Origin of the sequence: Tessaracoccus antarcticus (assembly GCF_003688855.1) — a bacterium.
GTDB lineage: Bacteria > Actinomycetota > Actinomycetes > Propionibacteriales > Propionibacteriaceae > Arachnia > Arachnia antarctica.
The window spans coordinates 516294-541967 of the sequence record NZ_REFW01000001.1; the positions used below are offsets into that span (position 1 = coordinate 516294).

Sequence of the window (25674 nt, forward strand, 5' to 3'; positions counted from 1 at the left end):
CACCAGCCTCCTTCGCGATGCACATCTTTGCAACCCCTCTGCACGTTCGTGCATCGAGGGGGTACGCTGTCGCACGGGTGCCGCTGCGGGAATAACCAGACGAACTGCTGCGGGCCCGTTGACGAGGAGGTGGAGAGTGGATCGCAACAACGAACTGCTTCTGCGGGTGGCCCGGCTCTACCACGTGCAGTCAGAGACCATGGACGCCATCGCCCATCAACTGGGCGTCTCCCGCTCCACCGTGTCGCGATTGCTGAAGGAGGGCCGCGACCGCGGACTGGTCCGCGTCACCATCATCGACCCGGAACGCCCCATGAGCAGGCTCGCCGAGCTGTTCGACCGCTACTTCCACGTCAACGCCCACCTCGTGCACGTGCGCACGGGCGCCAGCAGTGTGTTTCGTCTGGACCAGGTGGCGAGGGTGGCGGCGAGACTCATCGACGAAACCGTCAACGACGGCGACACCGTCGGCGTCGCATGGGGCACCACCACCTCCGCCATCGCGGTCCAGTTGAGGCCCCGCGACCTGACCGGCGTCACCGTCGTCGGCCTCAACGGCGGCGCCAACCACCGCACCACCGGACTGCCCTACGTCGGCTCCATCCTCCAGCGATTCGCTGCCGCCTTCCGTGGCGAGGAACAACTCTTCACACTTCCCGCCTTCTTCGACGACCCCCTGACGCGGGCGGCCATGTGGCGGGAACGCAGCACCCAGCATGTGCTGGAAGTGCGCGCCTCCAGCCGGGTGGCGGTGTTCGGTGTGGGCGGGCTGGGCTCGGAACTCCAGTCGCACGTGTATTCCGCCAACTACCTTGACGAGCAGGACCTGGCGGAACTGACACGGAGCAACGTGGTGGGCGACGTCTGCACCGTGATGCTGCGCGAGGACGGAAGTTGGCGGGACGTTCCGTTCAACGAGCGAGCCACCGGCATCACGCCGGCCGAACTGCGCTCCATCCCCAAACGGATCTGCGTGGTGAGTGGCGCCTCCAAGGCCGCCCCGGTGCTGGGCGCCCTCCGTGCCGGGGTCATGACAGACCTGGTGGTGGACGACGAAACTGCCCGCGCGGTGCTGCGCAGGATGCGTCCCGGTCTGCGATTCGACTGACGGTCCGCGCTGCAGGTGCCTAGTCTGGGGGGCATGTCAGAGCTGATCTCGTCCCGGGTCGACGATGGAGTGGGCCACCTCGAGCTGAACCGCCCGCGGGTCATCAACTCCCTCAACCTCGAAATGCTGCATGCCGCCACGGAGATCCTCACCGCCTTTCGTGACGACGACGGCGTGCGTGCCGTGGAATTGTCCGGAGCCGGTGACCGAGGATTCTGCGCGGGCGCCGACGTGCGGGAGCTGTCCGGACTCGTCACCAGCGGCGGCGACTGGCTGGAATTTCTGCGCCTCGAGTACAGCCTGGACGCACTGGTGGCCGACTTCCCCAAGCCGGTCACCGCCCACATGCGCGGCATCACCATGGGCGGAGGGTTGGGCCTCGCGGCCGCGGCGTCGCACCGCACGGTGGGGCACTCCACCTACATGGCCATGCCGGAGACCAAGATCGGCTTCTTCCCGGACGCCGGCGTGATGTTCTACCTGTCCCGCGCGGGGGGCGTCGGCACGCACGTGGCGCTGACCTCGGCCCCGTTCAGCGGTGGGGACGCGCTGCGGATGGGTCTGGCTGACGACTCCTTTGACGGTTCGTTGCCGGCTCCCCTGGTGGATGCCGCCGGTGACTGGATCGACGAATGCTATGCCAGCGACGACCCCACCGACATCGTGCGCGCGTTGGAGCGCCATTCCCATCCGGATGCCCGGACGGCCGCCCGTGAGCTGCGGGCCCGCAGCCCCTTCGCGGTGCACGTGGCGCTGCGGGCCCTGCGGCTGGCCTCGAGCCTCGACCGCGACGCCGTCCTCGCCCAGGACCTGCGGGTGGCCGAGCGCACGCTGCCCGTCGACTTCGTCGAGGGCGTGCGGGCCCTCCTGGTGGACAAGGACCTCACCCCGGAATGGCGGCACGCCCGCATCGAGGACGTCCCTGCCGGGGCCGTCGACGACGTCTTCGCCGCCTGATCCTCAGCGGGCCGGGCGTCCGTGCGGTGCGAGGACCTCATCGAGGGCGTCGGCGGCCCGGATCAGTCCCAGGTGGCTGAAGGCCTGCGGGAAATTCCCGGCAAGACGCTTGTGCTCGGGGGAGTACTCCTCCGACAGCAGCCCGAGGTCGGTGGACACGGACAAGACGGCGTCCATCATGGTGCGTGCATCGTCGACGCGGCCGGAGCGGGCGTACTGCTCCACGAGCCAGAACGAACAGATCAGGAACGGGGAGTCCTTGCCGGTGAGCCCGTCCGCGCCGGAGGAGGCGTCGTAGCGGTGCAGGAAACCGGAGTCATCGAGCAGTTCCCGCTCGATGCGGGCCACAGTGGAAAGCATCCGCGGGTCATCGAACTCCAGGAATCCGATGTGTCCGAGCTGCAGCAGTGATGCGTCCACCTCGGTGCTGCCGTAGTACTGGACGAACGACTTCGACTCCTCGTCCCAGCCCTTCTCAAGCACTTCCTGACGGAGTTGGTCACGAAGGGCGCGCCATGTTTCAACGGGGCCGTCGAGCCCGTGGCGCTCCACCGCCCGGACCCCCCTGTCGAAGGCGGCCCACATCATGGCCCGGCCATGCGTGAAGAACTGCGTCTCGCCACGCATCTCCCAGATGCCGTGGTCCTTGCGGTCCATCTGCGCCTTCTGGAAGTCCAGCATCGATTTCTGCAGCCCCCAGGAAAGTTCGTTCTCCTTGATGCCGGCGTCGCGTGCCATGTCGAGCGCCACCATGACAGCCCCCACCACGTCCGCCTGGTACTGCTCGGCGGCACCGTTGCCGATGCGGACGGGCTTTGAGTCCTCGTACCCGCTGAGGTGGTCCAACTCGGTCTCCGACAGGTGACGCTCACCTCCCAGCCCGTACATGATGCGCATCTGGTTGGGGTCACCTGCGATGGCCCGCAACAGCCAGAGCCGCCACGCCTTGGCGTCGTGGGTGAAACCATGCGAGACCAGCGCCTCGATGGTGAGGGCGGAGTCCCGCAGCCACACGAAGCGGTAGTCCCAGTTGCGGACACCTCCGAAGTCCTCCGGCAGGGAGGTGGTGGGTGCCGCGACGATCCCACCCGTCGACGCCTCGGTGAGCGCCCGCAATGTGATGAGGGAACGCCTGATCTCGCCGGCATAGGGGCCGCTCGCGTCGATCCTGTCAGCCCACTCCTCCCAGAACTTCAGGGTGTGGTGGAGTGCGGCGCGCTCAGTCGGCACCTCGGGGCGTGGCCCGAAGGACGGCCACCACGACAGGACCCACGCCAACTCATCACCCTCCACCATGGTGAAGTCCCCCTGGTGGCTCTGGTCGCGCAATTCCAGTGCCGGGCCGCGCAGGGTCAGCTGGTCCGGTCCTGCCACGGCGTGGACCTCATGTCCTTCCCCGGATTCTGTGCTACGGAAATAGGGGGTGGCGGAGCCATAGTCGAACCGCAGGCACAGCACATGACGCACGGTGGCGGTGCCCTCCACGCAGCGGACCCGGCGCACCAGGTCGTGCACGTCCTTGTTCCGGTCCGCGTGCACGGGCATGTAGTCGGTCACCTCCACCCGACCCGTCGGCGAGGACCATGTGGTCCGCAGCACGCAGGAGTCCCCGACGTAGCGGCGCGATTCCACCTCACCGTCCACCACCCCCAGGCTCCAGTGCCCGTTGTCAGTGCTCCCCAGCAGCGCCGCGAACACCGCCTGGGAATCGAAGCGGGGGAAACACAACCAGTCGATGCTCCCCTGGCGCGACACCAGCGCAGCCGTGTGCAGGTCGGACAGCAGCGCGTATTCCTCGATGGGGATGCTCACCCCTGACACGGTACTTCCCCGGGGGACAACAGTGGCCGTTGTTGCACAGCGGTTCCGTGGAACGAACAGGGTGCCTACTGTGAAGGACATGACGCAGCTCACACTCATCATCCTCGGCGGCGCGGGCGACCTCACCCGCCGGTTGCTGCTCCCCGGCCTGGCCCAGTACATGGCCACCGACGACTCCCTCAAGGTGTCCGTGGTCGGTGTCGGCTACCAACCCCAGGACGACTACGCCACGCAGGTGGGCGACGCCCTCACCGACGCAGACGTCCCGGCGGACCTGGTGGACACGGTGGTGGGAGAGACGTCGTGGGTGACGGCAGATGCCACCTCCGCCGACGACCTCGGGCGGCTGCTCTCCGACAGGGTGGGGCGCACCATCGTGTACTTCGCCCTGTCGCCCGCCATCACGAAGAAGACGGTGGACGCGCTGGCTGGCGTCGCCCTGCCCTCCGGAATGGAGTTCGTCCTCGAGAAGCCGTTCGGGACCGATGCGGACAGCGCCCGGGCACTCACCGAGGCCCTGCACCGGTTCACCGACGAGGACCACATCGTGCGCTCCGACCACTTCCTGGGCATGTCTGGCACCGTGAACCTCCGCGGCCTACTGGAAACCAACCGGCCACTTGCCGACACGTGGGACGGGCGCGACGTCGAGTCCCTCACGTTCGTCTTCGACGAGACTCTGGGGCTGGAGGGTCGTGCCCAGTTCTACGACGCCACGGGCGCGGCCCGCGACATGCTGCAGTCGCATCTCATCCAGACGATGGGCCACTCACTCGCCGACCCTGCCGATGGCTCCTCCGGCGCCGCGAAGATCCTGGCCGCCACGAGCCTCGACGGCGACGTCACCGTCGCCGCCCGGCGCGCCCGCTACACCACCGGAAGCATCCACGGCCATACCCTGCCTGACTACACGGCGGAGGACGGCGTGGATGCGTCGCGCAACACAGAGACCCTGGCCGAGGTCAGGCTCTCGGTGGACACCGACGACTGGCGCGGTGTTCCCATCACACTCCGCTCCGGCAAGGCCATCGGCGATCCCCGCCAGGAGATCACCGTGCACTACAAGCCCGTCGGGGACGCGCGCGGCACCACGCTGCGCCTCGGGTTCGACGACGACGCCGTGGTCATGGAGATCAACATCTCCGACCCCGGGCACCCCGAGAACCTCCAGCGCGCCACCTTCCACACCCACCTCATGCCGTCGAAGCTGTCGGCCTACGGGCGGGTAGTCCGAGGACTGGTGCGGCGGAGCGGCGCCACAAAATTGCATGCCGACTCGCCAGTACGGGCGTGGGAGATCCTGCAGCCGGTGTTCGACGCCTTCGCCGACGGTTCGGTGCCGCTGGGCGAGTACCCCGCCGGGTCGGGGGGTCCCGCCGGCTGGTGACCCGTCCGGACGGCACGATGGCGGCATGGAGAATTACGGATGCTGACGCTGTGGCGCAAGTGGATCGCCTACCCCATCGGGTGGGTGGTCCTGATGGTGGTGGCCCTCGCGCTGGTGGCGGCGGTGTCCGCGCTGGGCAAGACCTACCCCGACATGGAGTCGTTCCACGGCAGATACGAGGCACATGCCGAGGGTGCCCAGGTCCGGCTGGAGGTGGAGGAGGAGATCTCCGTGATGCTCGTCAACGAGCGCGGCATCGTCCGCGACCTCGTGACCAAGTACGGCGATGACTTCCAGAACGTCACGGGGATATCCGTTGAGGACAAGCAGGGGCAGCCGGTCGATTTCGATGAGGACAGGGACAGGGCCACCGGCGACATCGAGCTGGCCATCGGTGGCGGGCGGAGAGTCAGCGGACTGCGCACCTACGTCATCAAGTACACGATCACCAACGCCATGGTGGGCACCAACGACTACCAGGAGTTGTACTTCAACACCAACGGCACCGAGTGGCAGAACGGCTTCACGTCCTTCAGTGCGCGGCTCCTGCTCGACGACACGCTGGCGGGCCGCCTCAACGGCCAGAGTGCCTGCTACCGCGGCAGAGCGGGTTCCCGGGAGCAATGCATGCTGCAAAAGAGCGGCCAGACGTACCGGGTGGACGCCGACGGTCTCGGTCCCCGGGAGAACGTGACCCTCGCTGTGGGCTTCGAGCCCGGCACCGTCACCGATCCCCTGCCACCCCTGGAGGGCCGCTCCCTGGGGTGGCTGGGCATCGCCCTCACGCTCGGCGTCGGGGCGCTCATGCTGGCGGTGTCCCTGATCGCCCGGGCTGCGGCACGGGACCTGCGGCACGGTGAGACCGGCGTGGTCACCCAGTTCATGCCTCCCAAGGGCATCGAGCCGGTGCTGGCCGCGGACTTCCTCGGTCTCCCGGAGCGCGGGGCTGCCGCGCATCTGGCGTGGCTGGTGCTCAACGGGCACGGCGAGATCACGTCGTCCGACGAGAGGCCGGGCGCGCAGCCTGGTCCGGGCAGCGACGACCTGTCCCTTTCGCAGCGCGCGGATCTTGGTGAGGATCTGCGGTTGCGCTGGCACGGCGAGGGCATGACAGCAACCCTGCGCCGCATCACGGAGCTTCTGTTCGGGATGAAGGAGACCCATCTCCCGTTGGCGCAGCACCGACGCACATCGGATCTGGCCAAGGCGCAGCACTACCGGGACAGCGCCCTCGAGGACCTGTACCTGCGCAAGGCCAGCCACCTCGGCCCAACGCTCCTGTGGATCGGTTTCCTTGCCCTCATCGGATTCGGGTGGTACCAGATCTGGGCGGGGCTGACCGGCCTCGGCTGGTGGTTCCTGCTGGCTGGTGTGGTGTCCACCGTCATGGTGCTCTACGCCGTGCATGTTGCCCCGGCTCATGGCCGACTCACTCCCAGAGGGAAGGAAGTGCGCCGCGAACTCATGGGGCTTGAACGATTCGTGACGGCCTCGGAGGCCAACCGCATCGCCTGGTTGCAGAACGCCGCCACCGCCCCCAGGGAGGACGACCGCATCCATCTGTACGAACGCCTGCTGCCGTGGGCCATCATCTTCGGCGCCGAACGGTCCTGGGCGCAGCTGGTGGGAGACATGTACAACCGGTTCCCCGAGTCGCCGTTGCGCCTGCCCGTCCTGACCCTGGTCGGTCCCGCGTGGCTGCAGCAGGACCGGGAGTTCTACGGCACCAGGAACAGCAGGAGCCGACGGAGCGCCTGGTACGGCCGCCCGGACATCGGCCGCGGGTCGCTGGCCACGGGATGGAGCAGTACCGTCGGTGCCATCTCGGATCTCGGGTCCGGGAGTGGCAGCAGCAACTCAAGCACCCGTTCCAGTGGGCGCGGCTGGAGCGGAGGGTCCTCCTCCCGCTCACGCGGTGGCTCCTCGCGGCGAGGGTCATCGGGCGGCGGCACTGGTGGAGGGGGCGGCGGTCGACGATGAGGCACCCGGCGCCACGCGACACTGGAATGTTCCCGCCCGCGACCCATGCGGCTTGTCTGGACTGATTCCAGATCTGGAGATAGTCTGACGGCCATGTCCGTCTCTCCTGTGGCGTCACCTCACCCCAGCGTTACCGCATCGGCAGAGGCCGTGATGCGCGCCCGGGGCATCCGCGTGACCGCGTCCCGCGTGGCGGTCCTCAGCGCCGTGGGTGAGCGCCCGCACACCGACGCCGACACGCTCACGCGGATGATCCGCGACCGCCTGGGGGCGGTGTCCACGCAGGCCGTCTACGACGCGCTCGCCCTTTTCACGAGCCTGGGGCTCGTGCGCCGCATCGTGCCCGCCGGATCGTCAGCGCGGTACGAGACACGCGTCGGCGACAACCACCACCACCTGGCCTGTCGCCGCTGCGGCGCCCTCCAGGACGTGGACTGCGCCACCGGCACCTCCCCCTGCCTCACCCCGGTGCAGGCGCACGGATTCCTCGTCGACGAGGCGGAGGTCACCTACTGGGGCCTGTGCCCCGCCTGCCAACAAGACCCGGCCTGATCAATCAAGGCCCCTCCGTCGTGCGATCACCGCACGGCGAGTACACCCACGAGAAAGGCACCATGCAGCTCAATTCCGATGACCTGATCCACGACGGCACCAACCCCGGCGGATCAGCCACCACCAACGGCGCCCCCTCCGAGTCCGACCGCAACAGCCTCAGCCTCTCCCCCAATGGACCGCTCCTGCTGCACGACGTGCACCTGGTGGAGACGTTGGCCCACTTCAACCGCGCCAACGTGCCGGAGCGTCGACCGCACGCCAAGGGTTCGGGCGCCTTCGGCCAGTTCGAGGTGACCGGCGACGTGTCGGCCTACACCAAGGCCGCCGTGTTCCAGCCCGGCACCACCACGCGCATGCTGGCCCGCTTCTCCACGGTGGCCGGCGAGCAGGGCTCCGCCGACACGTGGCGCGACGTTCGCGGCTTTTCGCTGCGCTTCTACACCACTGAGGGCAACTTCGACCTCGTCGGCAACAACACTCCCGTGTTCTTCGTGCGCGACCCCATGAAGTTCCCCCACTTCATCCGCTCCCAGAAGCGCCTGCCCGACTCGGGCCTGCGCGACTCGACGATGCAGTGGGACTTCTGGACGCACACGCCCGAGTCCGCGCACCAGGTGACCTACCTCATGGGCGATCGTGGCCTGCCGCGTTCGTGGCGCCACATGAACGGCTACGGCTCCCACACCTACATGTGGACCAACGCGGCCGCGGAGAAGTTCTGGGTCAAGTACCACTTCCACACGAACCAGGGCGTGGAGAACCTCACGGGGGCTGAGGCGGAACGCCTCGCGGGTGCCGACGCCGAGTACCACCGTCGTGACCTGTTCGACGCCATCGGCCGCGGTGAGCACCCCAGCTGGGACCTCTCGGTGCAGGTCATGCCGTACGAGGATGCCAAGGACTACCGGTTCAACCCGTTCGACCTCACCAAGATCTGGCCGCACGCGGACTACCCGCTCATCAAGGTCGGCACCATGACCCTGAACGAGAACCCGTCGAACTTCTTCGCCGAGATCGAGCAGGCCGCCTTCGCGCCCAGCAACACCGTCCCGGGCATCGGCTTCTCCCCCGACAAGATGCTGCTGGGTCGCGTGTTCGCCTACGCCGACGCGCACCGCGCCCGCATCGGCACCAACTTCCACCAGCTGCCGGTGAACCAGCCCATCAACGACGCGCCGGATCCCTACGTGTTCGAGGGCAACATGTCCTACAAGCACTCCGGCGCAGCGCCGGTGTACGCGCCCAACAGCTTCGGCCGCAGCTACGCCGATCAGGAGGGTCCCGTCGCCGAGGGCTGGGAAGCTGACGGCACGATGGTGCGCCAGGCGTACGTGCTGCATGCCGAGGACGACGACTGGGGCCAGGCGGGCACACTGGTGCGGGAAGTCTTCGACGACGCCGCCAGGGACCGCTTCGTTGACACCGTCTCCGGTGCACTGGCAGGTGTTCACCCCGAGGTGCTGGAACGCGCATTCCAGTATTGGACCTGCGTCGACGAAACCATCGGAGCCCGCATCCGGGCTGCCGTGCAGGCCAACGCCGAAGCCGCCGCCGACGGCGTCGACCCGGGCGCCATCCTGCGGGAGACGACGACCAACGCACGCAACTGACGCAGCCCCCGGCACTCCCGGGGATGACGCTCAGGTCCCGTGAAAAAAGGGGGCGCCGGCTCGGTCGGCGCCCCCTTTCGCTTCATCCACCACCCGACCGGACACGCCTCACGCACTGCCCGCCGCGACGCATGCGTCCACGGCGCGCACTGAAAGAGGCGTGTGCGGCTACCGCTGCCGCTTGCCTCGGACCCGGCCGAAGCGACCATTCACCGGTTTACTGTCCCGTCGGCCCTTACGGTGGTTTCATCGCGGTCTCAACCACATACCCAGGGGGAACCACCATGAAAGCCTTCGCTCAGGTTCTTGCTGCGGCCGCCGCCGTTGCCCTCATGTCGGCTCTTGTTCCGGTGGCCACGGCCAGCGCCGACGTTGCCCCCGTCAGGCGCATCGCCTGCCCCAGCACCGCGGAGGTCAACAGGGCGATCCAGCCCTCTGTTCTTCCGAAGCGTCAAGCGGTGAAACTCGAGGCGACCCCCACCAGTTGCCAGTACTGGGCGGCGCAGGACGCAGCGATGTTCCAGGTCAGCGTCGAGCCCGGTGTCTCGACCATGAAGCAGGCGGAAGACAAGGCAAGAGCTGCATACCCCGAGGAATTTCAGTATCTCTTTCGACCGCAGCCGCTCAAGGCGCTCGGGGAGGGCGCGTTCTACAACGCCGATCTCGCTGTCCTTGTCTATTGGGAGCTCTCGCCCGGCGCGATCGTCATGATGGGCGGCCTGGACTTCGTGGAGGGGATCGTTCCGGTGGCGAAACTGTTTCGGCCGATGATGGAGGTCTACACCATCCCCGGGGAACGCACCGTCAACGGCCGCCAGTGGCGCACCACCTGCGAGGACTACTCCGCCACCGCACGATGCCGCACCGACATCTTCGCCACGGTCATCAAGAAGACACCCACTGGCTTCGAAACCGTCAAGGGATGGGCCTTCAACTCACTCACCTACCGCTGGTCCGACCGCGCCCTGTGGAAGACCAACCCCCTGGGCCACACCGGGAAATGGACCAGCGCCGAGGGCCGTCAGTGGCGCACCGAGTGCGACACACCCAACACAGGCCGTGGTGCCTGCCGCAGCTACATCCTGACGACGGTCATCGACCACAAGGGCGGCAAGTACACCCAGGAGAACACGTGGGTCTTCAACAACCAGGTCCTGTTCAACAGTTGAGCTGAGGATCCTCCAGCCTCCGGCAGGTTCGTGCCTGACCGGACACGCCTCACGCACTGCCCGCCGCGACGCATGCGTCCACGGGGCGCGCCGGATGCGGCGTCGGCGACAGTGTCCCGGGCCGTGACCGGGGCCACGTCTACGCTCGCCTCCATGACCGACGATGTGGAGCGCACCGAGGACGGCCACCACATCGTGGTGAACGGGCGACGCTGGCGTGCCAGCGACACCGCCATCCCCGAGAAACTTCGCGCCGAACTGGTCTCCGAACTGATGCGCGCCCGCCGCGAGGTCGGTCGTCGCGGCGACGAGGCCAGGCACTGCGTCCAGGACGCGAAGGTGGCCCTCGGTGAACGCGGTGAACCGTGGTGGGAGGAGGCCAGCGACGAGGGCCGGCGGGCACGGCTGGCCGCGACCATCCGCACCCTCCTGCGTCACCGTGACGGGACCACCATCTGCCCCAGTGACGCGGCCAGGGTGGTGGGCGGCGACCGGTGGCGCGACGTCGTCCCCGTGGCACGCGAGGTGGCCCACCACCTTGTGGGGCAGGGCGAAGTGGTGGTGCAGCAGAAGGGCGAGACCGTCGACGTCCGCGAAGCCCGGGGCCCCGTCCGGATCGCGCCCGGACCGGAACTGCATCGCTGACGGCCCCGGGCGGGGTTGCAGACGGAAGCTATGTTGGGGCCATCAAGATCGCCTGCACGGGAGGGCCACACATGGAACACCACGCAGTGCTGATCGTCGGGGGCGGCAACGCCGGTATCTCACTGGCTGCACGCCTCCTGCGCGACGGCGCGCGGGACGTGGCCGTGGTGGAATCCGAGTCCGTCCACCGTTACCGGCCGCTCCTCAACTATGTCGGCGGGGGCGAGGCGACCATGGCCACGCTGGAGCGTCCTGCCGCCTCGGTGATGCCCCACGGGTGCACCTGGATCCACGACGAGGTGGTGTCGGTGGATCCCGACGCACCGAGCGTCGCGATGCGCGACGGCCGCCGGATCACATGCGACACCCTCGTCATCTGCACGGGCCTCGAAGAAGACTGGGACACCACACCCGGCCTGGCGGAGTCCTACGCCGCCGGCTGGGCCGGCTCGACATTCATCGTCGAAACGGCCCCACTCGTGTGGCCCGCGCTGCGGGACCTGACCGCCGGGCGCGTGGTGTTCGCCATGCCCGCCGAGCCCGCGCCGTGCAGCGCCACCGCCCTGAAGCCCCTCTTCATGGCGTGCGACCACTGGCGCCAAACCGGGGTGTTGAAGGACATGGACGTACACCTCGTCCTGCCGGACCGCTCCCCCATCGGCGTACCCAAGGCGGACCGGATCCTGGAGCAGGCGCTGGAGTCCTACGGGGTCCACGTGCTGCGCAACGCGCGCGTCACGAGCCTCGACGACCGACGCGTCACGATCACCACCCCCGATGGCACCCACGCATTGGACGGCATCGCCTACGCCCACGTCATCCCCCAGTACCGGGCTCCCCGGTGGATCGTCGAGGGCGGCCTCTCGGGCAGGACCGGGGCCGGCCTGGTGGACGTCGACTCGTACACGCTGCAGCACCCACGTCACCCCGCGGTCTGGTCGCTGGGCGACGTCGCCGACCTTGGCATCAAGCCCTCCGGCGGCGCCCTCCGCAAGCAGGTGGTGGTGCTTTCCCACAACATCCTGGCGGCGGGGACGACGACGTTCCAGCGCTACGACGGCTACACGGTGATGCCCATCACCGTCGCCCGACACCGGTTGATGCTTGTCGAGGTGAACCGGGTCGGTCGGTCCGAACCCTCGCTGCCACTCCTCGACCTCGTCCGCCCACGGCGAGCGACGTGGTGGGTGGACCGCTACGCCCTGCCGCAGGTCTACTTCAGGCGCATCCTGCGCGGCAAGGTCTGACCCTGCGCAGCCGGACACGCCTCACGCACTGCGACGTATACGTCCACGGAGACCAGCAACCGCGGCATGTCCCGCCCCTTCACTGGCGTAACCCAGAACGCTGAGGTCAGGCGATCATGGCCAAGAACGCACCATAGGTCGCCAGTCCGAGGATGACCAGAGCGGTGGCGATGCGCCGCGACGACCGCGTCCGACGGCTGCGCGCAACGAACGAGCATGCGAACAGCAGCCACGCCACGGCGTGCCCCCAACGCAGGAGCAGGAGCCGGGCACCGGCCCCAACCCCGGACGCCTCCGAGGACGGCCACACCACGGCGTAGACCACGGCGATGGCACCACACGGGAGGGCCCACGCCCAAGGTGGCACCCGTCGCAGGACACGAAGGATCGCCGGGCCGTCGGACCTGTCGGGCGAGGGGTCGGTGCGGTCCATGAGCGACCGGTTGCTCAGCGCTGGGCGGTGACCGTCGCGACGAGGCATCGCGCGGACTCTTCACCCATGCGGGCCACGAGTTCGGGGTCGCGACCGGCGTCCAACTGCTTGAAGCCTGCTTCCAGGATCCCGCGCGTGAACCCGGCGGCCACCATCGCCGTCTCCCGATCCTTGGCGAGCCGCATCCAGGCGTTCGCGAGGACGTCGCGCATGGTGGCGTGCGCCGTTTCCATGACCTTCATGGTGGCCTCGGAGGGCACGCTTGTCTGTCCCAGCCCCATGAGCCAGCCGTGCCCGCTGCGCGCGGCCTGCTCAAGATTGGCCCGCACCCAGATGGCGACACGGTCGGCGGGATCCTCGATGGCGGCCAACTCGTTGTCGACTGCCTCAAGCCAGGAGGGCAGGTGGCGGGCCAGAACGAGGCCGCGGAGGTCGTCGACGCTGTCGACGTAGCGGTAGATGCTGTTGCGGGCGATGCCGACGGCGGCGGTGACGGCCGAGGCGGTGAGCGCGTCGGGCTGGCCGGAGCGAAGGATCTGCTCGGCCGCGTCGACGAGTTGCTGCTGCACCATTGCGCGGTGTTCGACCACTGTGGGCGCGGAGATGCGCGGCACGTGCGGCCCCCCTTTCGACCCTGAGTTCGACTCATCCTAACCCACCGTCCAGTTGACGACAGGGTGTCTCCAACGTATTCTGGAGAAATCTTAGGGACACACCGTCGCTCAACGAAAAACTGAGGAGATTCTCATGACACGCGCCACCACCTGGTTCTTCCGTGCAGCAGCCGCCTGGACCGGTGCCGGGCTGCTCGCCGGGCTGTACTACCGCGAACTCACCCGCTCCACCGGTCACCCCAGCGGCACGCAACTCGCCGTGGCCCACACGCACCTCCTGGTGCTCGGGACCGTCTTCGGCCTGCTGTTCCTGGTGCTGGAGCGCCAGTATGATCTGAGCAGGAGCAAGCTGTTCCCCGGCTTGTTCTGGACCTGGATCGCAGGCACGGCCGTCACCGCCGGAAGCCAGGTGTTCAAGGGTTCGCTGCAGGTACTCGGCAGCGCCGCGGCCGACAGCAAGGCGATCGCCGGAATATCCGGGCTGGGACACATCACCCTCACCGTTGCCTTCGTCCTGTTCTTCCTGGCTCTGCGTTCACGTCTCAAGGCCGACGTGTCCGCTCCCCACGCCGAACTGGTGAGCGAGGCATTCTGATGTCCTCCGCCACGGCCACGGAGATCGATCGCCCGACCCGGTCCGACTGGATCGGGCTGTGGGTGCTGGCGCTCGCTCTGGCGATGATCGTGCTCGACGGCACCATCGTCGGCGTGGCGCTGCCCGTCATCATCCGCGACCTCGGCCTCAGCCTGACCGAGGCCCAGTGGATCAACAGTCTCTACTCGGTGGTCTTCGCAGCCCTGCTCCTGACCTTCGGGCGCCTCGGTGACCGCTTTGGCCGACGCCGCCTCATGATTGCCGGTGTCGCCCTCTTCATGCTGGGCAGCGTCCTGGCTGCCATGGCCACCACGGGTGATCTCCTCATCGCCAGCCGCGCCGTACAGGGCGTCGGCGGCGCTCTGATCCTGCCCTCCACCCTCTCGACGGTCAACGCCTCCTTCCGGGGGAAGGATCGAGCCGCAGCGTTCGGTGTCTGGGGGGCCGTGATGTCCGGGGCCGCCGCTGTGGGCCCGCTGCTGGGCGGCTGGCTCACACAGGTGGCCAGCTGGCCATGGATCTTCTGGGTGAACATCCCGTTGGGCCTCGGCGTCATCATCGCCGCCACCTTCTTCGTGTCCGAGACCCGTGCCACCGATCACGGGCAGGGCTATGACATCCTCGGCCCGATCCTGTCGGCGTTGGGTTTCGGCGCCCTGGTCTTCGGACTCATCGAGGGTTCAAGCCTCGGCTGGTGGAGCCCGAAATCCCCCTTCACCATCGGATCGCTCTCCTGGCCCATGGATGCTGCACTGTCCCCCGTGCCGGTGTCGATCGCCGCGGGGGCCATCCTGATCGCCGGCTTCGTGTGGCGTGAGGCGCGCCGCACGAGACGTCGCCAGTCCGCGATGCTCGACACCACCCTCTTCCGCATCCCCACGTTCGCATGGGGCAACTTGACCGCAGGGCTGGTGGCCGTGGGTGAGTTCTCACTCGTGTTCATCCTGCCGCTGCACCTCGTGAACTCGCTGGGCCTCGACGTGCTCGGCGCCGGCCTCGTCCTGGCTGCCATGGCGGCTGGCGCCTTTATCGCCGGCGCCAGCGCCCGGCACCTGTCCGCACGCTTCGGCTCACCGAACGTCGTGGTGCTGGGGCTGGCGCTGGAACTCATCGGCATCGTCGGCACAGCCCTGGTGGTGGGTATGAGCCTGTCCCCGTGGCTCGTGGCGCTCGTGCTGCTGCCCTACGGCATCGGGCTGGGGCTCGCCTCCGCGCAACTCACCTCCACGGTGCTGCGCGACGTACCCATCAACCAGTCCGGCTCCGGCAGCGCCGTCCAGAGCACCGTCCGCCAGGTCGGCTCCGCACTCGGCAGCGCCGTCGGCGGGACGGCCCTGGCCATCGCGCTGGGCAGCACCAACTTCCGTGAGGTGGACGCGGCGCAGTTCGCATCCGCGGCGGGAACAGCCGTGTGGGCAGCCGCCGTGGTGCTCGCCCTCGGTCTGGGCTCCGCCCTACTCGTCCGCCGCGCCGCCCAGCGCTGACGGCCCCGGGGCCCGGAATGGGACCGCCTTGCCCGTTCTCCTAGGATGGGCAGGGCACACCACCTTCACCGAACCAGGAGATACGCATGTCCGAGAAGATCCACGACGTCATCATCGTCGGATCGGGACCCGCCGGCTACACAGCGGCCATCTACGCTGCGCGCGCAGCACTGGAGCCCGTGCTGTTCGAAGGCTCCCTGGATTCCGGTGGCGCCCTCATGAACACCACCGAGGTGGAGAACTACCCCGGCTTCGCCGAGGGAATCATGGGACCAGACCTCATGCTGGCGATGCGCGCCCAGGCAGAACGCTTCGGCACCCAGATCATCACCGACGACGCCACGGAGTTGAAGCTCACCGGCGCCGTGAAGGAGGTCACTGACTCCGACGGCGTGGTGTGGAGGTCGCGGGCAGTGATCCTCGCCATGGGCTCCGGCTACCGCAAGCTCGGCATCGACGACGAGGATCGGCTGTCCGGCCGTGGCGTGTCCTGGTGCGCCACCTGCGACGGCGCATTCTTCCGCAACAAGGACATTGCCGTGGTCGGTGGCGGCGACTCCGCCATGGAGGAGGCCACCTTCCTCACCCGCTTCGCGAACAAGGTCACGGTGATTCACCGCCGCGACGAGCTCCGCGCCTCCGCCATCATGGCCGGCCGGGCCAAGCGTGACCCCAAGATTGAGTTCGCCTGGAATTCCAGCGTCTCCGGGATCGGCGGCGAGAACTCCGTCGAGTCCATCACGCTGACCGACACCGTGACGGGCCAGCATCGCGAAGTTCCCATGCAGGGCCTGTTCATCGCCGTGGGTCACGATCCCCGCTCGGAACTCGTGACCGACCAGGTGGAACTGGACGAGGACGGCTACGTGCTCACCCAACCCGACAGCACCGGCACCAACCTCGTCGGCGTCTTCGCGTGCGGCGACCTCGTTGACCACACCTACCGACAGGCCATCACCGCCGCGGGTTCCGGGTGTGCAGCAGCGCTCGACGCGGAGAAGTACCTGGCCGCGCTCGACGACATGGCCGCCACCGCTTGAGCCCGTACCGCAGCGCCAGGACCTAGACTGGCACGGCTGACCAGAAGCAACACAAGGAGTTGAAACATGGCAGTGACACACGTGAAGGAAGCCACATTCGCCGACGAGGTGCTCATGGCACCCGAGCTCGTGGTGGTGGACTACTGGGCGGACTGGTGTGCACCCTGCAAGCAGTTGTCCCCCATCATTGACGAGCTGGCACGCACGTACGAGGGTCGCGTGAAGTTCGTGAAGGTGGACACCAGCGCGGAGCCGGGACTGGCTGCGCAGCAGGGAATCCTCAGCCTGCCCACACTGCAGTTCTTCCAGGCAGGTCGGGTCGCCAAGTCGCTCTCGGGTGGAAAATCCAAGAACGCCTTGAAGAAGGTCATCGACGAACTGCTCTGATGTGAGCGATCCCCGCGAACCCCACGACGAACCCGTCGACCCCGGACCCGAAGAGCTCGGGTCGGCGGGGCCGTGGCGCAACGTGCCCCGGCCCACCCCGGAGGAACTTGTCACACCCACCGAGCCCGGCACCCTTGAGGCCCCACGGATGCCGACCGCCGTCAAGGTGGGCGGTATTGCTCTGGTGGCAGTACTGCTTCTGCTGGCAGCCTGGCTCGGTCTCACCCTGGGGGGCTCCGGCGAGCCGGAACCCTCGCCCACGCCCACCGTTGAGGAAACGCCGTGGGAGCTGGCCCCTCCCGTGACCATCGGGAACCTTGTGCAGGGCGAGACGACCACAACACCGCGTGGCACCCAGGGCGACCGCGACATCGTGCGCTCCGACTACTCCGACGGCACCAACAAAGTGGTGCTGCTGTTGTCCCGTCCTGAGGACGACCTCGCCAGTTACCTCAAGGACACCGGCATCGAGAAGACCGAACCCGTCGGAGACACCACATGCGGTTTTTCCGTGGACAACAACAACATTCCCGTCTGCGCGCGACTCGTGGACAACACAGCCATCACCGTGGCCGGGCTCACCGACCAGAAGTTCCCGGAACTCGCAACGCTGGTCAACTCGTTCTACTCGGCGATGCAATGACCGTCCGTCCCACCCGCTCGACACGTGGCCACGTGTGCCGGATCATTGCGGGAGGGTGTGTCCTGTGAGCGCAGATGTGCCACGCCACGACACACGGCTGGATCGCTTCGTCGACAGCTATGCCGCGCGCACCCATGGCATGAAGGTGTCTGCCGTACGAGCACTCTTCGCCGTCGCCAACCGGCCTGAGATCGTGTCGCTGGCCGGTGGCATGCCCAACATTCACGACCTTCCGCTGGGCGACATCGCATCGAACGTGGCGGAGATGATCCTCACCAACGGCGCGAAGGTGATGCAGTACGGCTCCGGGCAGGGAGAGCCACGCATCCGTGAACAGATCTGCGACGTGATGGCACTGGAGGGCATTTCCGCACACCCCGACGACGTCATGATCAGCGCAGGGTCCCAGCAGGGCCTGGACCTGGTGACCCGCATCTTCTGCGACCCCGGGGACGTGGTGCTCGCCGAATCCCCCTCCTACGTCGGGGCCATCGGTACGTTCCTCAGCTACCAGGCCGAAGTGGTCCACGTCGCCGGGGACGACTGCGGGATCGACCCAGACGCCCTGCGCGAGACCGTCGCCCGTCTGGAGGCGGCCGGCCGACGCATCAAGTTCCTCTACACCATCCCCAACTACAACAACCCCTCCGGCATCACGCAGCCGTGGGAGCGGCGCGTCGAGGTCCTGGGGGTGTGCCGTGAGCTCGGGATACTGGTGGTCGAGGACAATCCCTACGGCCTGCTGTCCCTCGACGCCGACCCCGTCCCCGCGATGCGCTCCGTCGACAGCGACGTCATCTACCTCGGTTCCTTCTCCAAGACCTTCGCCCCCGGTTTCCGGGTGGGGTGGGTGTTGGCGCCACATGCCGTGAGGGAGAAGCTGGTGCTGGCGCAGGAATCAGCCACGCTCTGCCCGCCTGTGTTCAGCCAGTTCGCGATTTCCACGTACCTGGAGCACTCTGACTGGCAGGGCCAGATCGACGCGTTCCGCACCATGTACAGGACCCGGCGCGACGCCATGCTGAAGGCACTGGCCGATCACATGCCCCCCGGGACTTCCTGGACGCACCCGATCGGCGGCTTCTTCGTGTGGGTGACGCTCCCCGAGGGTATCGACGCCCAGGCCATGCTTCCGCGTGGTGTGGACGCCCGCGTGGCGTTCGTGCCCGGGGCCGCCTTCTTCGCCGACGGCCAAGGTGCCCGCAACGCCCGGCTGTCGTACTGCTTCCCCCCGGCCGAGCGCATCATCATCGGAGTCGAACGCTTTGCCGACGTGGTGCGCAACGAACTCGACGTGCTCGACATCTTCGGTGTGAGGGCCCCCACCAAACACCCGCAGGCTGCGGGCCCCGGTGCCGAAACCTACTGAACCAAAATGATCTGACAAGGACTGATGCTTCCATGACCGTCATCGTGATCTCCGGTGGGTTGAGCCATGAACGCGATGTGTCGCTCCGCTCCGGACGGCGCGTGACCCAGGCACTGCGCAGCAGGGGCCACCAGGTGGTGGAGACCGACGTGGGAACAGACCTGGTCCCCCTCGTGCGGTCCACGAAGGATCCCGTGGTCATCCCCATGCTGCACGGCGGTCTCGGTGAGGACGGAGCCCTGCGTGAGGTGCTGGGCCTCCTCGGGGTGCCCTTCGTCGGTCCCACCGGCGCAGCCTCCCGCCTCACCTTCGACAAGTCGATCGCCACCCGCGTGGTGGCCAACGCAGGCCTCTCGGTCACCCGGCAGGTGGCCCTGCCCCATGACATTTTCCGCGAGCTCGGCGCACCCGCCCTCATGCAGGCCATCGGCGACCAGATTGGCTACCCGCTCATGGTGAAGCCGTCGCGTTCCGGGTCGGCGCTCGGTGCGCTGAAGGTGGCTGATCAGGAATCGCTCGCAACAGCCCTCGTCGGCGCCTACGCCTACGGTCCCGTCGCCGTGGTCGAACGCTTCATCGAGGGCACCGAGCTCGCCGTGACGGTCCTCGAAGGCGACAACGGACTTCGCGCCCTGCCCCCCGTGGAGATCCGCCCCACCTCCGGCATCTACGATTACGAGGCCCGCTACACGGCCGGTGCCACCCGGTTCGTCACCCCTGCAGAGTTGCCCCCTGAAACGCTGCGCGCCGCCCAGGAGCTGGCTGTGGCCGCGCACGAGGCACTCGGCCTGCGACACCTGTCGCGGACGGACATGGTGGTGGCTGCTGATGGCACCCCCATCTTCCTCGAAGGCAATGTAGCACCGGGTATGACGGAAACGTCATTGGCTCCCCTGGCATTCGAGGCCGCCGGCATGGAGCTGGGTGAGGTGTTCTCGTCGTTGGTCGAGCGAGCCCGCGGGGATCGATGAGCCTGACGTTCCGCCGAGGGTTGACCATCCTGATCGGGGTCATCGTGGCGGTTGTGATGTTGGTCATGGGCCTGTGGCAGATGGCACGGTTCCAGGCCTCCATCGTCGACGTGGCCGCGGAACGTGCCGCGCAGTCACCCGTGCCCTTGTCGGAGAGCATCGCCGCCGACGGAACGATTGACGACATCTACGGTCGCCGGGTGCAGCTCTCCGGCGAGGTGGTGCCCGGGTACGAACTGCTCGTCGGCTCACAATGGCCGATGCGGGTCGTGGTGCCCTTTGAAATGACCGACGGCCGCATCGTCCCCGTGGTGTTGGGTCTCGGGGATCGGGAGGTGAACATTGCCGACGCAGGCCCCACCAGCATCGAGGGCATTTTCACGGCCGGTGATCAGGAGGGCGAGTCCACTCCCCCTGCGGATGCCCCCGCCGGTTCCACGGCCACCCTGCGCCTGCAGGGGCTCGTCCAGCAGTGGCCGCAGCCCATGGTGGCCGGATATGTCACCCTCGACGCGGACGCGGCCGCCCAGTACTCCCTTGAACCCGCCAGCGCCGCCCTTCCCGAGGTGCAGGGCAGTGCGATGCACCAGGGCTACGCCCTGCAATGGTGGGTGTTCGCGGCTGCGTCAATCGCCTTCAGCATCGTCGTGGCGCGCGGGCTGAAACCCCGGCTGGACTAGACCTCGGTCACGTCGGTCGCCGTGACCCCAGCGGCGGCCAGACGGGCATGGACGTCCCTGGTGGCGTAATGCTCTGCCACAAAGGACAGGAACGGGACAGTACCGGCGGCCATGATGAGCAGGACCCACTTGATGGACCATCCGACCCGACGACTGAGGTCGTAGGCCGTGATGAGCAGCACCATGTACAGCCAACCGTGTGGGATGCCCGTCCACGTCACCACCGTGGAGTCGCCAGCGAGATACTTCAGCGGAACGCCAACGAGCACCAGCACCGCCAACAGCACGCCCACCACCCATGCCATGATGCGGTAACGGGTCAGTGCACCCTGAATCTTGGGTACGTCTTCGGCTTCGATGAATGACAACTCGGACACTCCCCCATGGTAACGCGCCAGGCAAAGCCACACATCACTACATTTATATACCGTTTAAGCTCTCTACAGTTTTGCCGTAATGTCGCTATACCTATAGCCCGCTATAGCTGCCGCTGATCGATGATGGCAAGGATCCTCTCAAGATCGTCGGCCGACGCAAACTCGATGGTGATCTTCCCCTTGTCCTTACCAATGTCGACCTTCACGCGGGTATCGAAGTGATCACTCAGCGAACGATTGAGTCCCGCCTCATGCTCACTGGGAGCACGTGGCCCGCGGGGCGCCCGGGCGGCCTTGGTGCGGCCCTCCCCCATGGAGACGATCTCCTCCGTGGTGCGCACGGATAGCCCCTCAGCAATGATCCGCTCCGCCAACAGTTCCTGCGACCGGGCATCCGAGAGACCCAGCAGGGCACGGGCATGGCCGGCGGACAGTACCCCGGCAGCCACCTTGAGCTGGACACTGGGTGGCAGATTCAGAAGTCGAAGGGTGTTGGAGATCTGGGGTCGGCTCCGGTGGATACGCCTGCCCAACTCCTCCTTCGTACAGTCGAAGTCGTCCAGAAGCTGTTGGTACGCCCGTGCCTCCTCCAGGGGGTTCAGGTCAGCACGATGCAGGTTCTCCAGCAAGGCGTCACGCAAGAGGCTCTCGTCCTCGGTGGCGCGGACGATGGCAGGGATGGTGTCCTTCCCCGCGCGTTGGCTGGCACGGAACCGCCGCTCCCCCATGACCAGTTCGAAGCGCTTACGCCCGACTTCGCGCACCACAACCGGCTGAAGGACGCCGAACTCACTGATCGAGTCGGTGAGCTCGTCCAGATCGTCCTCGTCGAAGACGGTACGCGGTTGCCTGGGGTTCGGTCGTACCTGCTCTATGGGGAGATTCGCGAAGTACGAGCCGTCCTGAAGCGGTGCAGACTTCCCGCCATCGGTGGATTCGTCATCAGTTCGTGCAAAAAGGTCACCCAGTCCCCTGCCCAGACCACTGTGTTGCTTTGCGGCTGCCATTACTTGTCCCCTGCTTCCTTGATTGAGGTGGCAATCTGTTCCGCCGCCTTCACGTAGGCCACGGCGCCCGCGGACTTCGGTTGATACGTCAGCACCGTCTGCCCGTAGCTTGGCGCCTCCGCAATCCGTACTGATCGGGGGATCTCCACATCCAGCGTTTGCGCGGCGAAGTGCGTACGGACTTCGCGTGCGACTTCGCGACTCAGGTTGTTCCGTGAATCAAACATGGTCAGGACAACGGTGCTGAGCTCCAACGAGTCATTGAGGTTGCCCTTCACCCGGTCAATGGTGCGTACCAGCTGGGATACGCCCTCGAGTGCGTAGTACTCACACTGGATCGGCACCATGATCTCGGTGGCGGCCACCAAAGCGTTCAAGGTCAGGAGTCCGAGCGATGGGGGACAGTCGAGGAAGACGTAATCCACGGCCGAGCTCTCGATGTAGTCAGCCAGGGCGCGTTTCATGCGCGACTCCCGACCAGACTCGTTCACGAGCTCAAGTTCAGCGGTAGCAAGATCAATGGCCGCCGGCAGCACATGCAGATTGGGAGTATGGGGGGAGCGCTGCACAAGATCGGAGATCCGTGCGCCGTCGAGAAGTACTTCGTAGGTGCCGGCGGTGCCCGGCCCGTGCTCGACCCCCAGCGCCGTGGACGCGTTCCCCTGGGGATCCGTGTCGACGACGAGGACATTGAGACCGCCGAACGCCAGCGCGGCGGCGATGTTCACGGTCGTGGTCGTCTTACCCACGCCACCTTTTTGATTGGCCACCACGAAGACCCGGGGGGTCAAGGGGCGGGGGAGAGACAAGGGCGGACCTGAGGGATCCACCTCGATGCCGTATTCATCGTCCAGACCCAATCCCCAGTCGTCGTCCTCCCGATCGAACGCGGCTCTTTTCGGCCCATCCGGAAGAACCACGCCCGTTTCACGTGAAACGCTGCTGGTTCCCTTTTCAGTGGGCGGGGTGGGGGAGTGCTCAGCGCCTTTTGCTCGGGCTTTGCGGAAGAACAGTGCCATCCTGGTGTTTCCTCTCAACGACGTGCCCACTGTATCGGTCCTCACGGAGGACCTCATCTCGACACGTCGCGTCAACAGGCTCCAGGGACCAGGACTCGAGGATTCATGAATCCCGGGGGTCTAGTGGCCCTCTGAAGGGTGTGCGCCAAAGAACTTCTACTCTCCACACCAATAGGTGAAGCACCTCATGAAGCCACTTCACATTAAGTAAATAGATCGACTTATAGTTACATTGCTTTCCTGTCGTGTGGATTCCATCACACGAGAATCGTGGGGCTTCACCACCGCAGCCCCACGTGATCAACCACCACCGAGATCAACCACCACAGAGATCAACCACCACCGGGATCAACCGCCACAGGTGTGAACACGTTTCCCCCGTGGTGAACCCAGGGCACGATGAGCCTCCCAACAGAATGTGCAGGACACCTCAGCCACGACTACCAGTTCGCGCCTGGTTTTCCCCACATCATCACCCTCCCTTGTCACGCGCGGGGGAGCAATCACGCGCGGGGGAGCGGGCCTGGGACGCGCTGGGTGGTCGCGCTGCCGGAGGGCCCCAGCGTTCCCCTGCCCTCTGAGGTGCATTCGTGGGGGGACCCGCAGTATCGCGCGGGGGAGCGGGGCTGGGACACGCTGGGTGGTCGCGCTGTCGGAGGGCCCCAGCGTTCCCCTGCCCTCTGAGGTGCATTCGTGGGGGGACCCGCAGTATCGCGCGGGGGAGCGGGGCTGGGACGCGCTGGGTGGTCGCGCTGTCGGAGGGCCCCAGCGTTCCCCTGCCCTCTGAGGTGCATTCGTGGGGGGACCGCAGTATCGCGCGGGGGAGCGGGGCTGGGACGCGCTGGGTGGTCGCGCTGTCGGAGGGCCCCAGCGTTCCCCTGCCCTCTGAGGTGCATTCGTGGGGGGACCGCAGTATCGCGCGGGGGAGTGGGTGTGCAGGAGGTGCTTCACCCTGTCCGGCGGCTCCAGGAGTGAGCGGCGCAGGAAACAGTGCTTTCTGACCCCGGGCCTTGCCCAAGGGTCGAGGAGTCTCCGCGGCTTCCAGTGACGACAGGCGGTATTTCTGCGGCACCGGCGCTCGGTCCAGCCCCTGCCCCTTTCAGTTCTCTGGGACCACGCTCTCTAGGACCATGCTGCGGGACGAGTGGCGAAGAACCGGGGGATCCGCCGTGGTATTCCTGGATTCACGGATCACCCCACGACGCGAGGAGACCACGGCGGGGGGCTTCGACACGGAGATGCGGGCGTACCAGCCATGCACCACCCGCCGAGCCTCCGCCCGGTGGGCCGGCGGGGGTCGTCAGGCGCAGCGTTTCACGTGAAACATTTCTTTGTCGCTTTAACGACATGTCTCAGTTTTGGTGGTGACCCTGATGACTCGGGTGCCCTCGACGTCGGGCGCGGCCCGCACCTCGAGGATCTCGGCGCGCAGTCTGGAACGCGACAGGAGTGAGCCCGCTTCGGACACTTCCCGTTCTGCGCTGGAACCCTTCAGCGCCACGAGCTCACCGGCGGGGTAGAACAGGGGAGTGGTCCACCGGAGCAGCTTCTCCAATGGCGCAACAGCGCGGCAGGTGACGACGTCGAATTGCTCGTCACAATCCTCTGCACGCAGCCGGACGACGCGCACATTGCGGAGGAGGAGTTTTTCGACGGTTTCCTCGAGAAAGGTGGTCCGCCTCAGGAGAGGCTCCAGGAGGGTGACGTAGACGTCTGGTCGGACGATGGCCACGGGGATGCCCGGGAGCCCGGCCCCGGACCCGACGTCTGCGACGTCAATTCCCTGCCCCAACACGTCCACGATCGCCAGCGAGTTGGACACGTGACGGCTCCACAGCTTGTCGCCCTCGCGAGGCCCCAGGAGGCCCCATTCGATGCCCTTGCTGCGCAGGATGGCGACGTAGCGGTCCAGCTGTTCAGCCGCCTCCGGAAAACGCGCGTGCAGGGCGGCACGCGCGTCGGCCTCGACCGTTTCCGGGTCGAGGCCGTCGCTGACGGGTCCATCCTGCGGCGCGTCGGAGCTCACTTGGAGACAACCACCCGACGGTGGGGCGGCTCGCCCTCGGACTCGCTGACGAGACCGGCTGCAGCCACCTCGTCGTGCACGATCTTGCGTTCGTAGGCGTTCAACGGCGCCATGCGGACGCTTTCGCCGCTCTCGGTGACCTCGGCGATGGCGTCCTTGGCGATGGCCACCAGTTCAATGCGGCGGCGTGCGCGGTACCCGGCCACGTCCAGCGTGAGCCGTGAACGGTTTCCCGTCTCGGTCATGACGACGAGGCGGCAGAGCTCCTGGAGCGCCTCCAGCACCTCGCCCTCCTTGCCCACGAGTCGGGTGTCGTCGGTGTCGATCACCACATGGGCCCGCCCATTGACGACGGAGTTCTCAATGTCACCGTCAAGGTCGGCGATGTCGAGGAACTCCTCGAGGTAGTCGGCCACCAGGTCGCCCTCGCCCAGAAGGACCTCCTCGGCGCTGCTCGGCTTGGTCTCGCTCGTCGGGCTCTTGGTCTCGCTCACCGGGGGGTCGGTCTCGGCGGCGGGGGTGAGGTTGTTCTCAGTCATGAAGCCAGTTG

Annotated in this window: 24 protein-coding genes and 1 pseudogene; 17 read left to right on the plus strand and 8 right to left on the minus strand. The window is 67.0% G+C overall.

Translation table 11 applies throughout. The features are described from left to right. Positions 1–136 precede the first annotated feature (136 nt). Together EAX62_RS02205 and EAX62_RS02210 are read left to right on the plus strand one after the other, a co-directional pair. Entirely contained in the window at positions 137–1108 is a 972-nt protein-coding gene (locus tag EAX62_RS02205) for a sugar-binding transcriptional regulator (RefSeq protein ID WP_233557769.1), read from the plus strand. A gap of 33 nt (positions 1109–1141) precedes the next feature. Beyond that, positions 1142–2065 (plus strand): enoyl-CoA hydratase/isomerase family protein, encoded by a 924-nt coding sequence (locus EAX62_RS02210; RefSeq protein ID WP_121900028.1) that lies wholly within the window; start codon positions 1142–1144, stop codon positions 2063–2065. 3 nt (positions 2066–2068) lie between these two features. On the opposite strand, the gene EAX62_RS02215 is transcribed toward EAX62_RS02210, so the two are convergent. Continuing rightward, on the minus strand, positions 2069–3877 hold the full coding sequence (locus tag EAX62_RS02215) for a glycoside hydrolase family 15 protein (RefSeq protein WP_199711070.1): 1809 nt from the start codon (positions 3875–3877) through the stop codon (positions 2069–2071). Between the two features lie 88 nt (positions 3878–3965). On the opposite strand from EAX62_RS02215, the gene EAX62_RS02220 reads away from it, so the two are divergent. The 7 genes from EAX62_RS02220 (at position 3966) to EAX62_RS02250 (ending at position 12479) form a co-directional block, all read left to right on the plus strand. Continuing rightward, positions 3966–5273 (plus strand): glucose-6-phosphate dehydrogenase, encoded by a 1308-nt coding sequence (locus tag EAX62_RS02220; RefSeq protein WP_121900956.1) that lies wholly within the window; start codon positions 3966–3968, stop codon positions 5271–5273. Positions 5274–5312: 39 nt separating this feature from the next. Then, entirely contained in the window at positions 5313–7253 is a 1941-nt protein-coding gene (locus EAX62_RS02225) for a DUF2207 domain-containing protein (RefSeq protein WP_121900030.1), read from the plus strand. Between the two features lie 93 nt (positions 7254–7346). Further along, positions 7347–7805 carry a Fur family transcriptional regulator gene (locus EAX62_RS02230; protein WP_121900031.1) on the plus strand — a complete coding sequence of 153 codons (459 nt, stop codon included), beginning with the start codon at positions 7347–7349 and terminating at the stop codon, positions 7803–7805. Between the two features lie 62 nt (positions 7806–7867). Next, entirely contained in the window at positions 7868–9418 is a 1551-nt protein-coding gene (locus tag EAX62_RS02235) for a catalase (protein WP_121900957.1), read from the plus strand. Between the two features lie 284 nt (positions 9419–9702). Then, positions 9703–10587 (plus strand): hypothetical protein, encoded by an 885-nt coding sequence (locus EAX62_RS02240; protein ID WP_121900032.1) that lies wholly within the window; start codon positions 9703–9705, stop codon positions 10585–10587. Between the two features lie 153 nt (positions 10588–10740). Further along, complete coding sequence (locus EAX62_RS02245) at positions 10741–11232, plus strand: DUF3253 domain-containing protein (RefSeq protein ID WP_121900033.1); 492 nt, start codon at positions 10741–10743, stop codon at positions 11230–11232. Between the two features lie 71 nt (positions 11233–11303). After that, positions 11304–12479 carry an FAD-dependent oxidoreductase gene (locus tag EAX62_RS02250; protein ID WP_121900034.1) on the plus strand — a complete coding sequence of 392 codons (1176 nt, stop codon included), beginning with the start codon at positions 11304–11306 and terminating at the stop codon, positions 12477–12479. 106 nt (positions 12480–12585) lie between these two features. On the opposite strand, the gene EAX62_RS02255 is transcribed toward EAX62_RS02250, so the two are convergent. Beyond that, complete coding sequence (locus EAX62_RS02255; RefSeq protein ID WP_121900035.1) at positions 12586–12960, minus strand: hypothetical protein; 375 nt, start codon at positions 12958–12960, stop codon at positions 12586–12588. Continuing rightward, the gene (locus EAX62_RS02260; protein ID WP_121900036.1) at positions 12927–13526 is read right to left on the minus strand and encodes a TetR/AcrR family transcriptional regulator; all 600 of its coding nucleotides are present in this window, start codon (positions 13524–13526) and stop codon (positions 12927–12929) included. Before EAX62_RS02260 ends, EAX62_RS02255 begins: the two co-directional genes overlap by 34 nt. A gap of 133 nt (positions 13527–13659) precedes the next feature. Here EAX62_RS02260 and EAX62_RS02265 point away from each other — a divergent pair, with 133 nt between their 5' ends. The 8 genes and pseudogenes from EAX62_RS02265 to EAX62_RS02300 all read left to right on the plus strand — a co-directional run bounded on the left by EAX62_RS02265 (position 13660) and on the right by EAX62_RS02300 (position 20695). Then, complete coding sequence (locus tag EAX62_RS02265; RefSeq protein WP_121900037.1) at positions 13660–14121, plus strand: DUF2871 domain-containing protein; 462 nt, start codon at positions 13660–13662, stop codon at positions 14119–14121. Next, positions 14121–15533 (plus strand): annotated as a pseudogene (locus tag EAX62_RS02270) (MFS transporter); the annotation flags it as partial. The gene EAX62_RS02265 and the pseudogene EAX62_RS02270, both read left to right, overlap by 1 nt. A 158-nt stretch (positions 15534–15691) precedes the next feature. After that, complete coding sequence (trxB, locus tag EAX62_RS02275) at positions 15692–16645, plus strand: thioredoxin-disulfide reductase (RefSeq protein WP_121900039.1); 954 nt, start codon at positions 15692–15694, stop codon at positions 16643–16645. A gap of 66 nt (positions 16646–16711) precedes the next feature. Then, positions 16712–17032, plus strand: a complete 321-nt coding sequence (trxA, locus tag EAX62_RS02280) for a thioredoxin (RefSeq protein WP_121900040.1) — start codon at positions 16712–16714, stop codon at positions 17030–17032. Position 17033: 1 nt separating this feature from the next. Then, the gene (locus EAX62_RS02285; protein ID WP_121900041.1) at positions 17034–17675 is read left to right on the plus strand and encodes a hypothetical protein; all 642 of its coding nucleotides are present in this window, start codon (positions 17034–17036) and stop codon (positions 17673–17675) included. Positions 17676–17709: 34 nt separating this feature from the next. Beyond that, positions 17710–19044 (plus strand): aminotransferase-like domain-containing protein, encoded by a 1335-nt coding sequence (locus tag EAX62_RS02290; RefSeq protein WP_233557770.1) that lies wholly within the window; start codon positions 17710–17712, stop codon positions 19042–19044. A gap of 32 nt (positions 19045–19076) precedes the next feature. Beyond that, entirely contained in the window at positions 19077–20015 is a 939-nt protein-coding gene (locus EAX62_RS02295) for a D-alanine--D-alanine ligase family protein (RefSeq protein WP_121900042.1), read from the plus strand. Further along, the gene (locus EAX62_RS02300; protein ID WP_121900043.1) at positions 20012–20695 is read left to right on the plus strand and encodes an SURF1 family protein; all 684 of its coding nucleotides are present in this window, start codon (positions 20012–20014) and stop codon (positions 20693–20695) included. Before EAX62_RS02295 ends, EAX62_RS02300 begins: the two co-directional genes overlap by 4 nt. On the opposite strand, the gene EAX62_RS02305 is transcribed toward EAX62_RS02300, so the two are convergent. From EAX62_RS02305 to EAX62_RS02325, 5 genes are all read right to left on the minus strand, one after another. After that, positions 20692–21072 carry a DUF3817 domain-containing protein gene (locus EAX62_RS02305; protein ID WP_233557771.1) on the minus strand — a complete coding sequence of 127 codons (381 nt, stop codon included), beginning with the start codon at positions 21070–21072 and terminating at the stop codon, positions 20692–20694. The two genes, EAX62_RS02300 and EAX62_RS02305, sit on opposite strands and share 4 nt — an antisense overlap. Before the next feature lie 101 nt (positions 21073–21173). Then, positions 21174–22079, minus strand: coding sequence for a ParB/RepB/Spo0J family partition protein (locus EAX62_RS02310; RefSeq protein ID WP_121900044.1), 906 nt, complete (start codon positions 22077–22079; stop codon positions 21174–21176). Next, positions 22079–23098 (minus strand): ParA family protein, encoded by a 1020-nt coding sequence (locus tag EAX62_RS02315; protein WP_121900045.1) that lies wholly within the window; start codon positions 23096–23098, stop codon positions 22079–22081. The genes EAX62_RS02310 and EAX62_RS02315 overlap by 1 nt, the downstream gene beginning before the upstream one ends. 1339 nt (positions 23099–24437) lie before the next feature. Further along, complete coding sequence (gene rsmG / locus EAX62_RS02320) at positions 24438–25124, minus strand: 16S rRNA (guanine(527)-N(7))-methyltransferase RsmG (protein WP_121900046.1); 687 nt, start codon at positions 25122–25124, stop codon at positions 24438–24440. After that, entirely contained in the window at positions 25121–25663 is a 543-nt protein-coding gene (locus EAX62_RS02325; protein ID WP_121900047.1) for a Jag family protein, read from the minus strand. Before EAX62_RS02325 ends, rsmG begins: the two co-directional genes overlap by 4 nt. Positions 25664–25674: the final 11 nt, after the last annotated feature.

Bases quoted from the DNA above. Each gene is read 5' to 3' on its own strand.
- EAX62_RS02255 (WP_121900035.1), bottom strand. From the start codon at position 12,960: ATGCCTCGTCGCGACGGTCACCGCCCAGCGCTGAGCAACCGGTCGCTC.
- EAX62_RS02295 (WP_121900042.1), top strand. From the start codon at position 19,077: ATGACCGTCATCGTGATCTCCGGTGGGTTGAGCCATGAACGCGATGTG.
- EAX62_RS02245 (WP_121900033.1), top strand. From the start codon at position 10,741: ATGACCGACGATGTGGAGCGCACCGAGGACGGCCACCACATCGTGGTG.
- EAX62_RS02300 (WP_121900043.1), top strand. From the start codon at position 20,012: ATGAGCCTGACGTTCCGCCGAGGGTTGACCATCCTGATCGGGGTCATC.
- EAX62_RS02265 (WP_121900037.1), top strand. From the start codon at position 13,660: ATGACACGCGCCACCACCTGGTTCTTCCGTGCAGCAGCCGCCTGGACC.
- EAX62_RS02220 (WP_121900956.1), top strand. From the start codon at position 3,966: ATGACGCAGCTCACACTCATCATCCTCGGCGGCGCGGGCGACCTCACC.
- EAX62_RS02310 (WP_121900044.1), bottom strand. From the start codon at position 22,079: ATGGCAGCCGCAAAGCAACACAGTGGTCTGGGCAGGGGACTGGGTGAC.
- EAX62_RS02240 (WP_121900032.1), top strand. From the start codon at position 9,703: ATGAAAGCCTTCGCTCAGGTTCTTGCTGCGGCCGCCGCCGTTGCCCTC.
- EAX62_RS02210 (WP_121900028.1), top strand. From the start codon at position 1,142: ATGTCAGAGCTGATCTCGTCCCGGGTCGACGATGGAGTGGGCCACCTC.
- EAX62_RS02250 (WP_121900034.1), top strand. From the start codon at position 11,304: ATGGAACACCACGCAGTGCTGATCGTCGGGGGCGGCAACGCCGGTATC.
- EAX62_RS02325 (WP_121900047.1), bottom strand. From the start codon at position 25,663: ATGACTGAGAACAACCTCACCCCCGCCGCCGAGACCGACCCCCCGGTG.
- trxA (WP_121900040.1), top strand. From the start codon at position 16,712: ATGGCAGTGACACACGTGAAGGAAGCCACATTCGCCGACGAGGTGCTC.
- trxB (WP_121900039.1), top strand. From the start codon at position 15,692: ATGTCCGAGAAGATCCACGACGTCATCATCGTCGGATCGGGACCCGCC.
- EAX62_RS02225 (WP_121900030.1), top strand. From the start codon at position 5,313: ATGCTGACGCTGTGGCGCAAGTGGATCGCCTACCCCATCGGGTGGGTG.
- EAX62_RS02315 (WP_121900045.1), bottom strand. From the start codon at position 23,098: ATGGCACTGTTCTTCCGCAAAGCCCGAGCAAAAGGCGCTGAGCACTCC.
- EAX62_RS02230 (WP_121900031.1), top strand. From the start codon at position 7,347: ATGTCCGTCTCTCCTGTGGCGTCACCTCACCCCAGCGTTACCGCATCG.
- EAX62_RS02235 (WP_121900957.1), top strand. From the start codon at position 7,868: ATGCAGCTCAATTCCGATGACCTGATCCACGACGGCACCAACCCCGGC.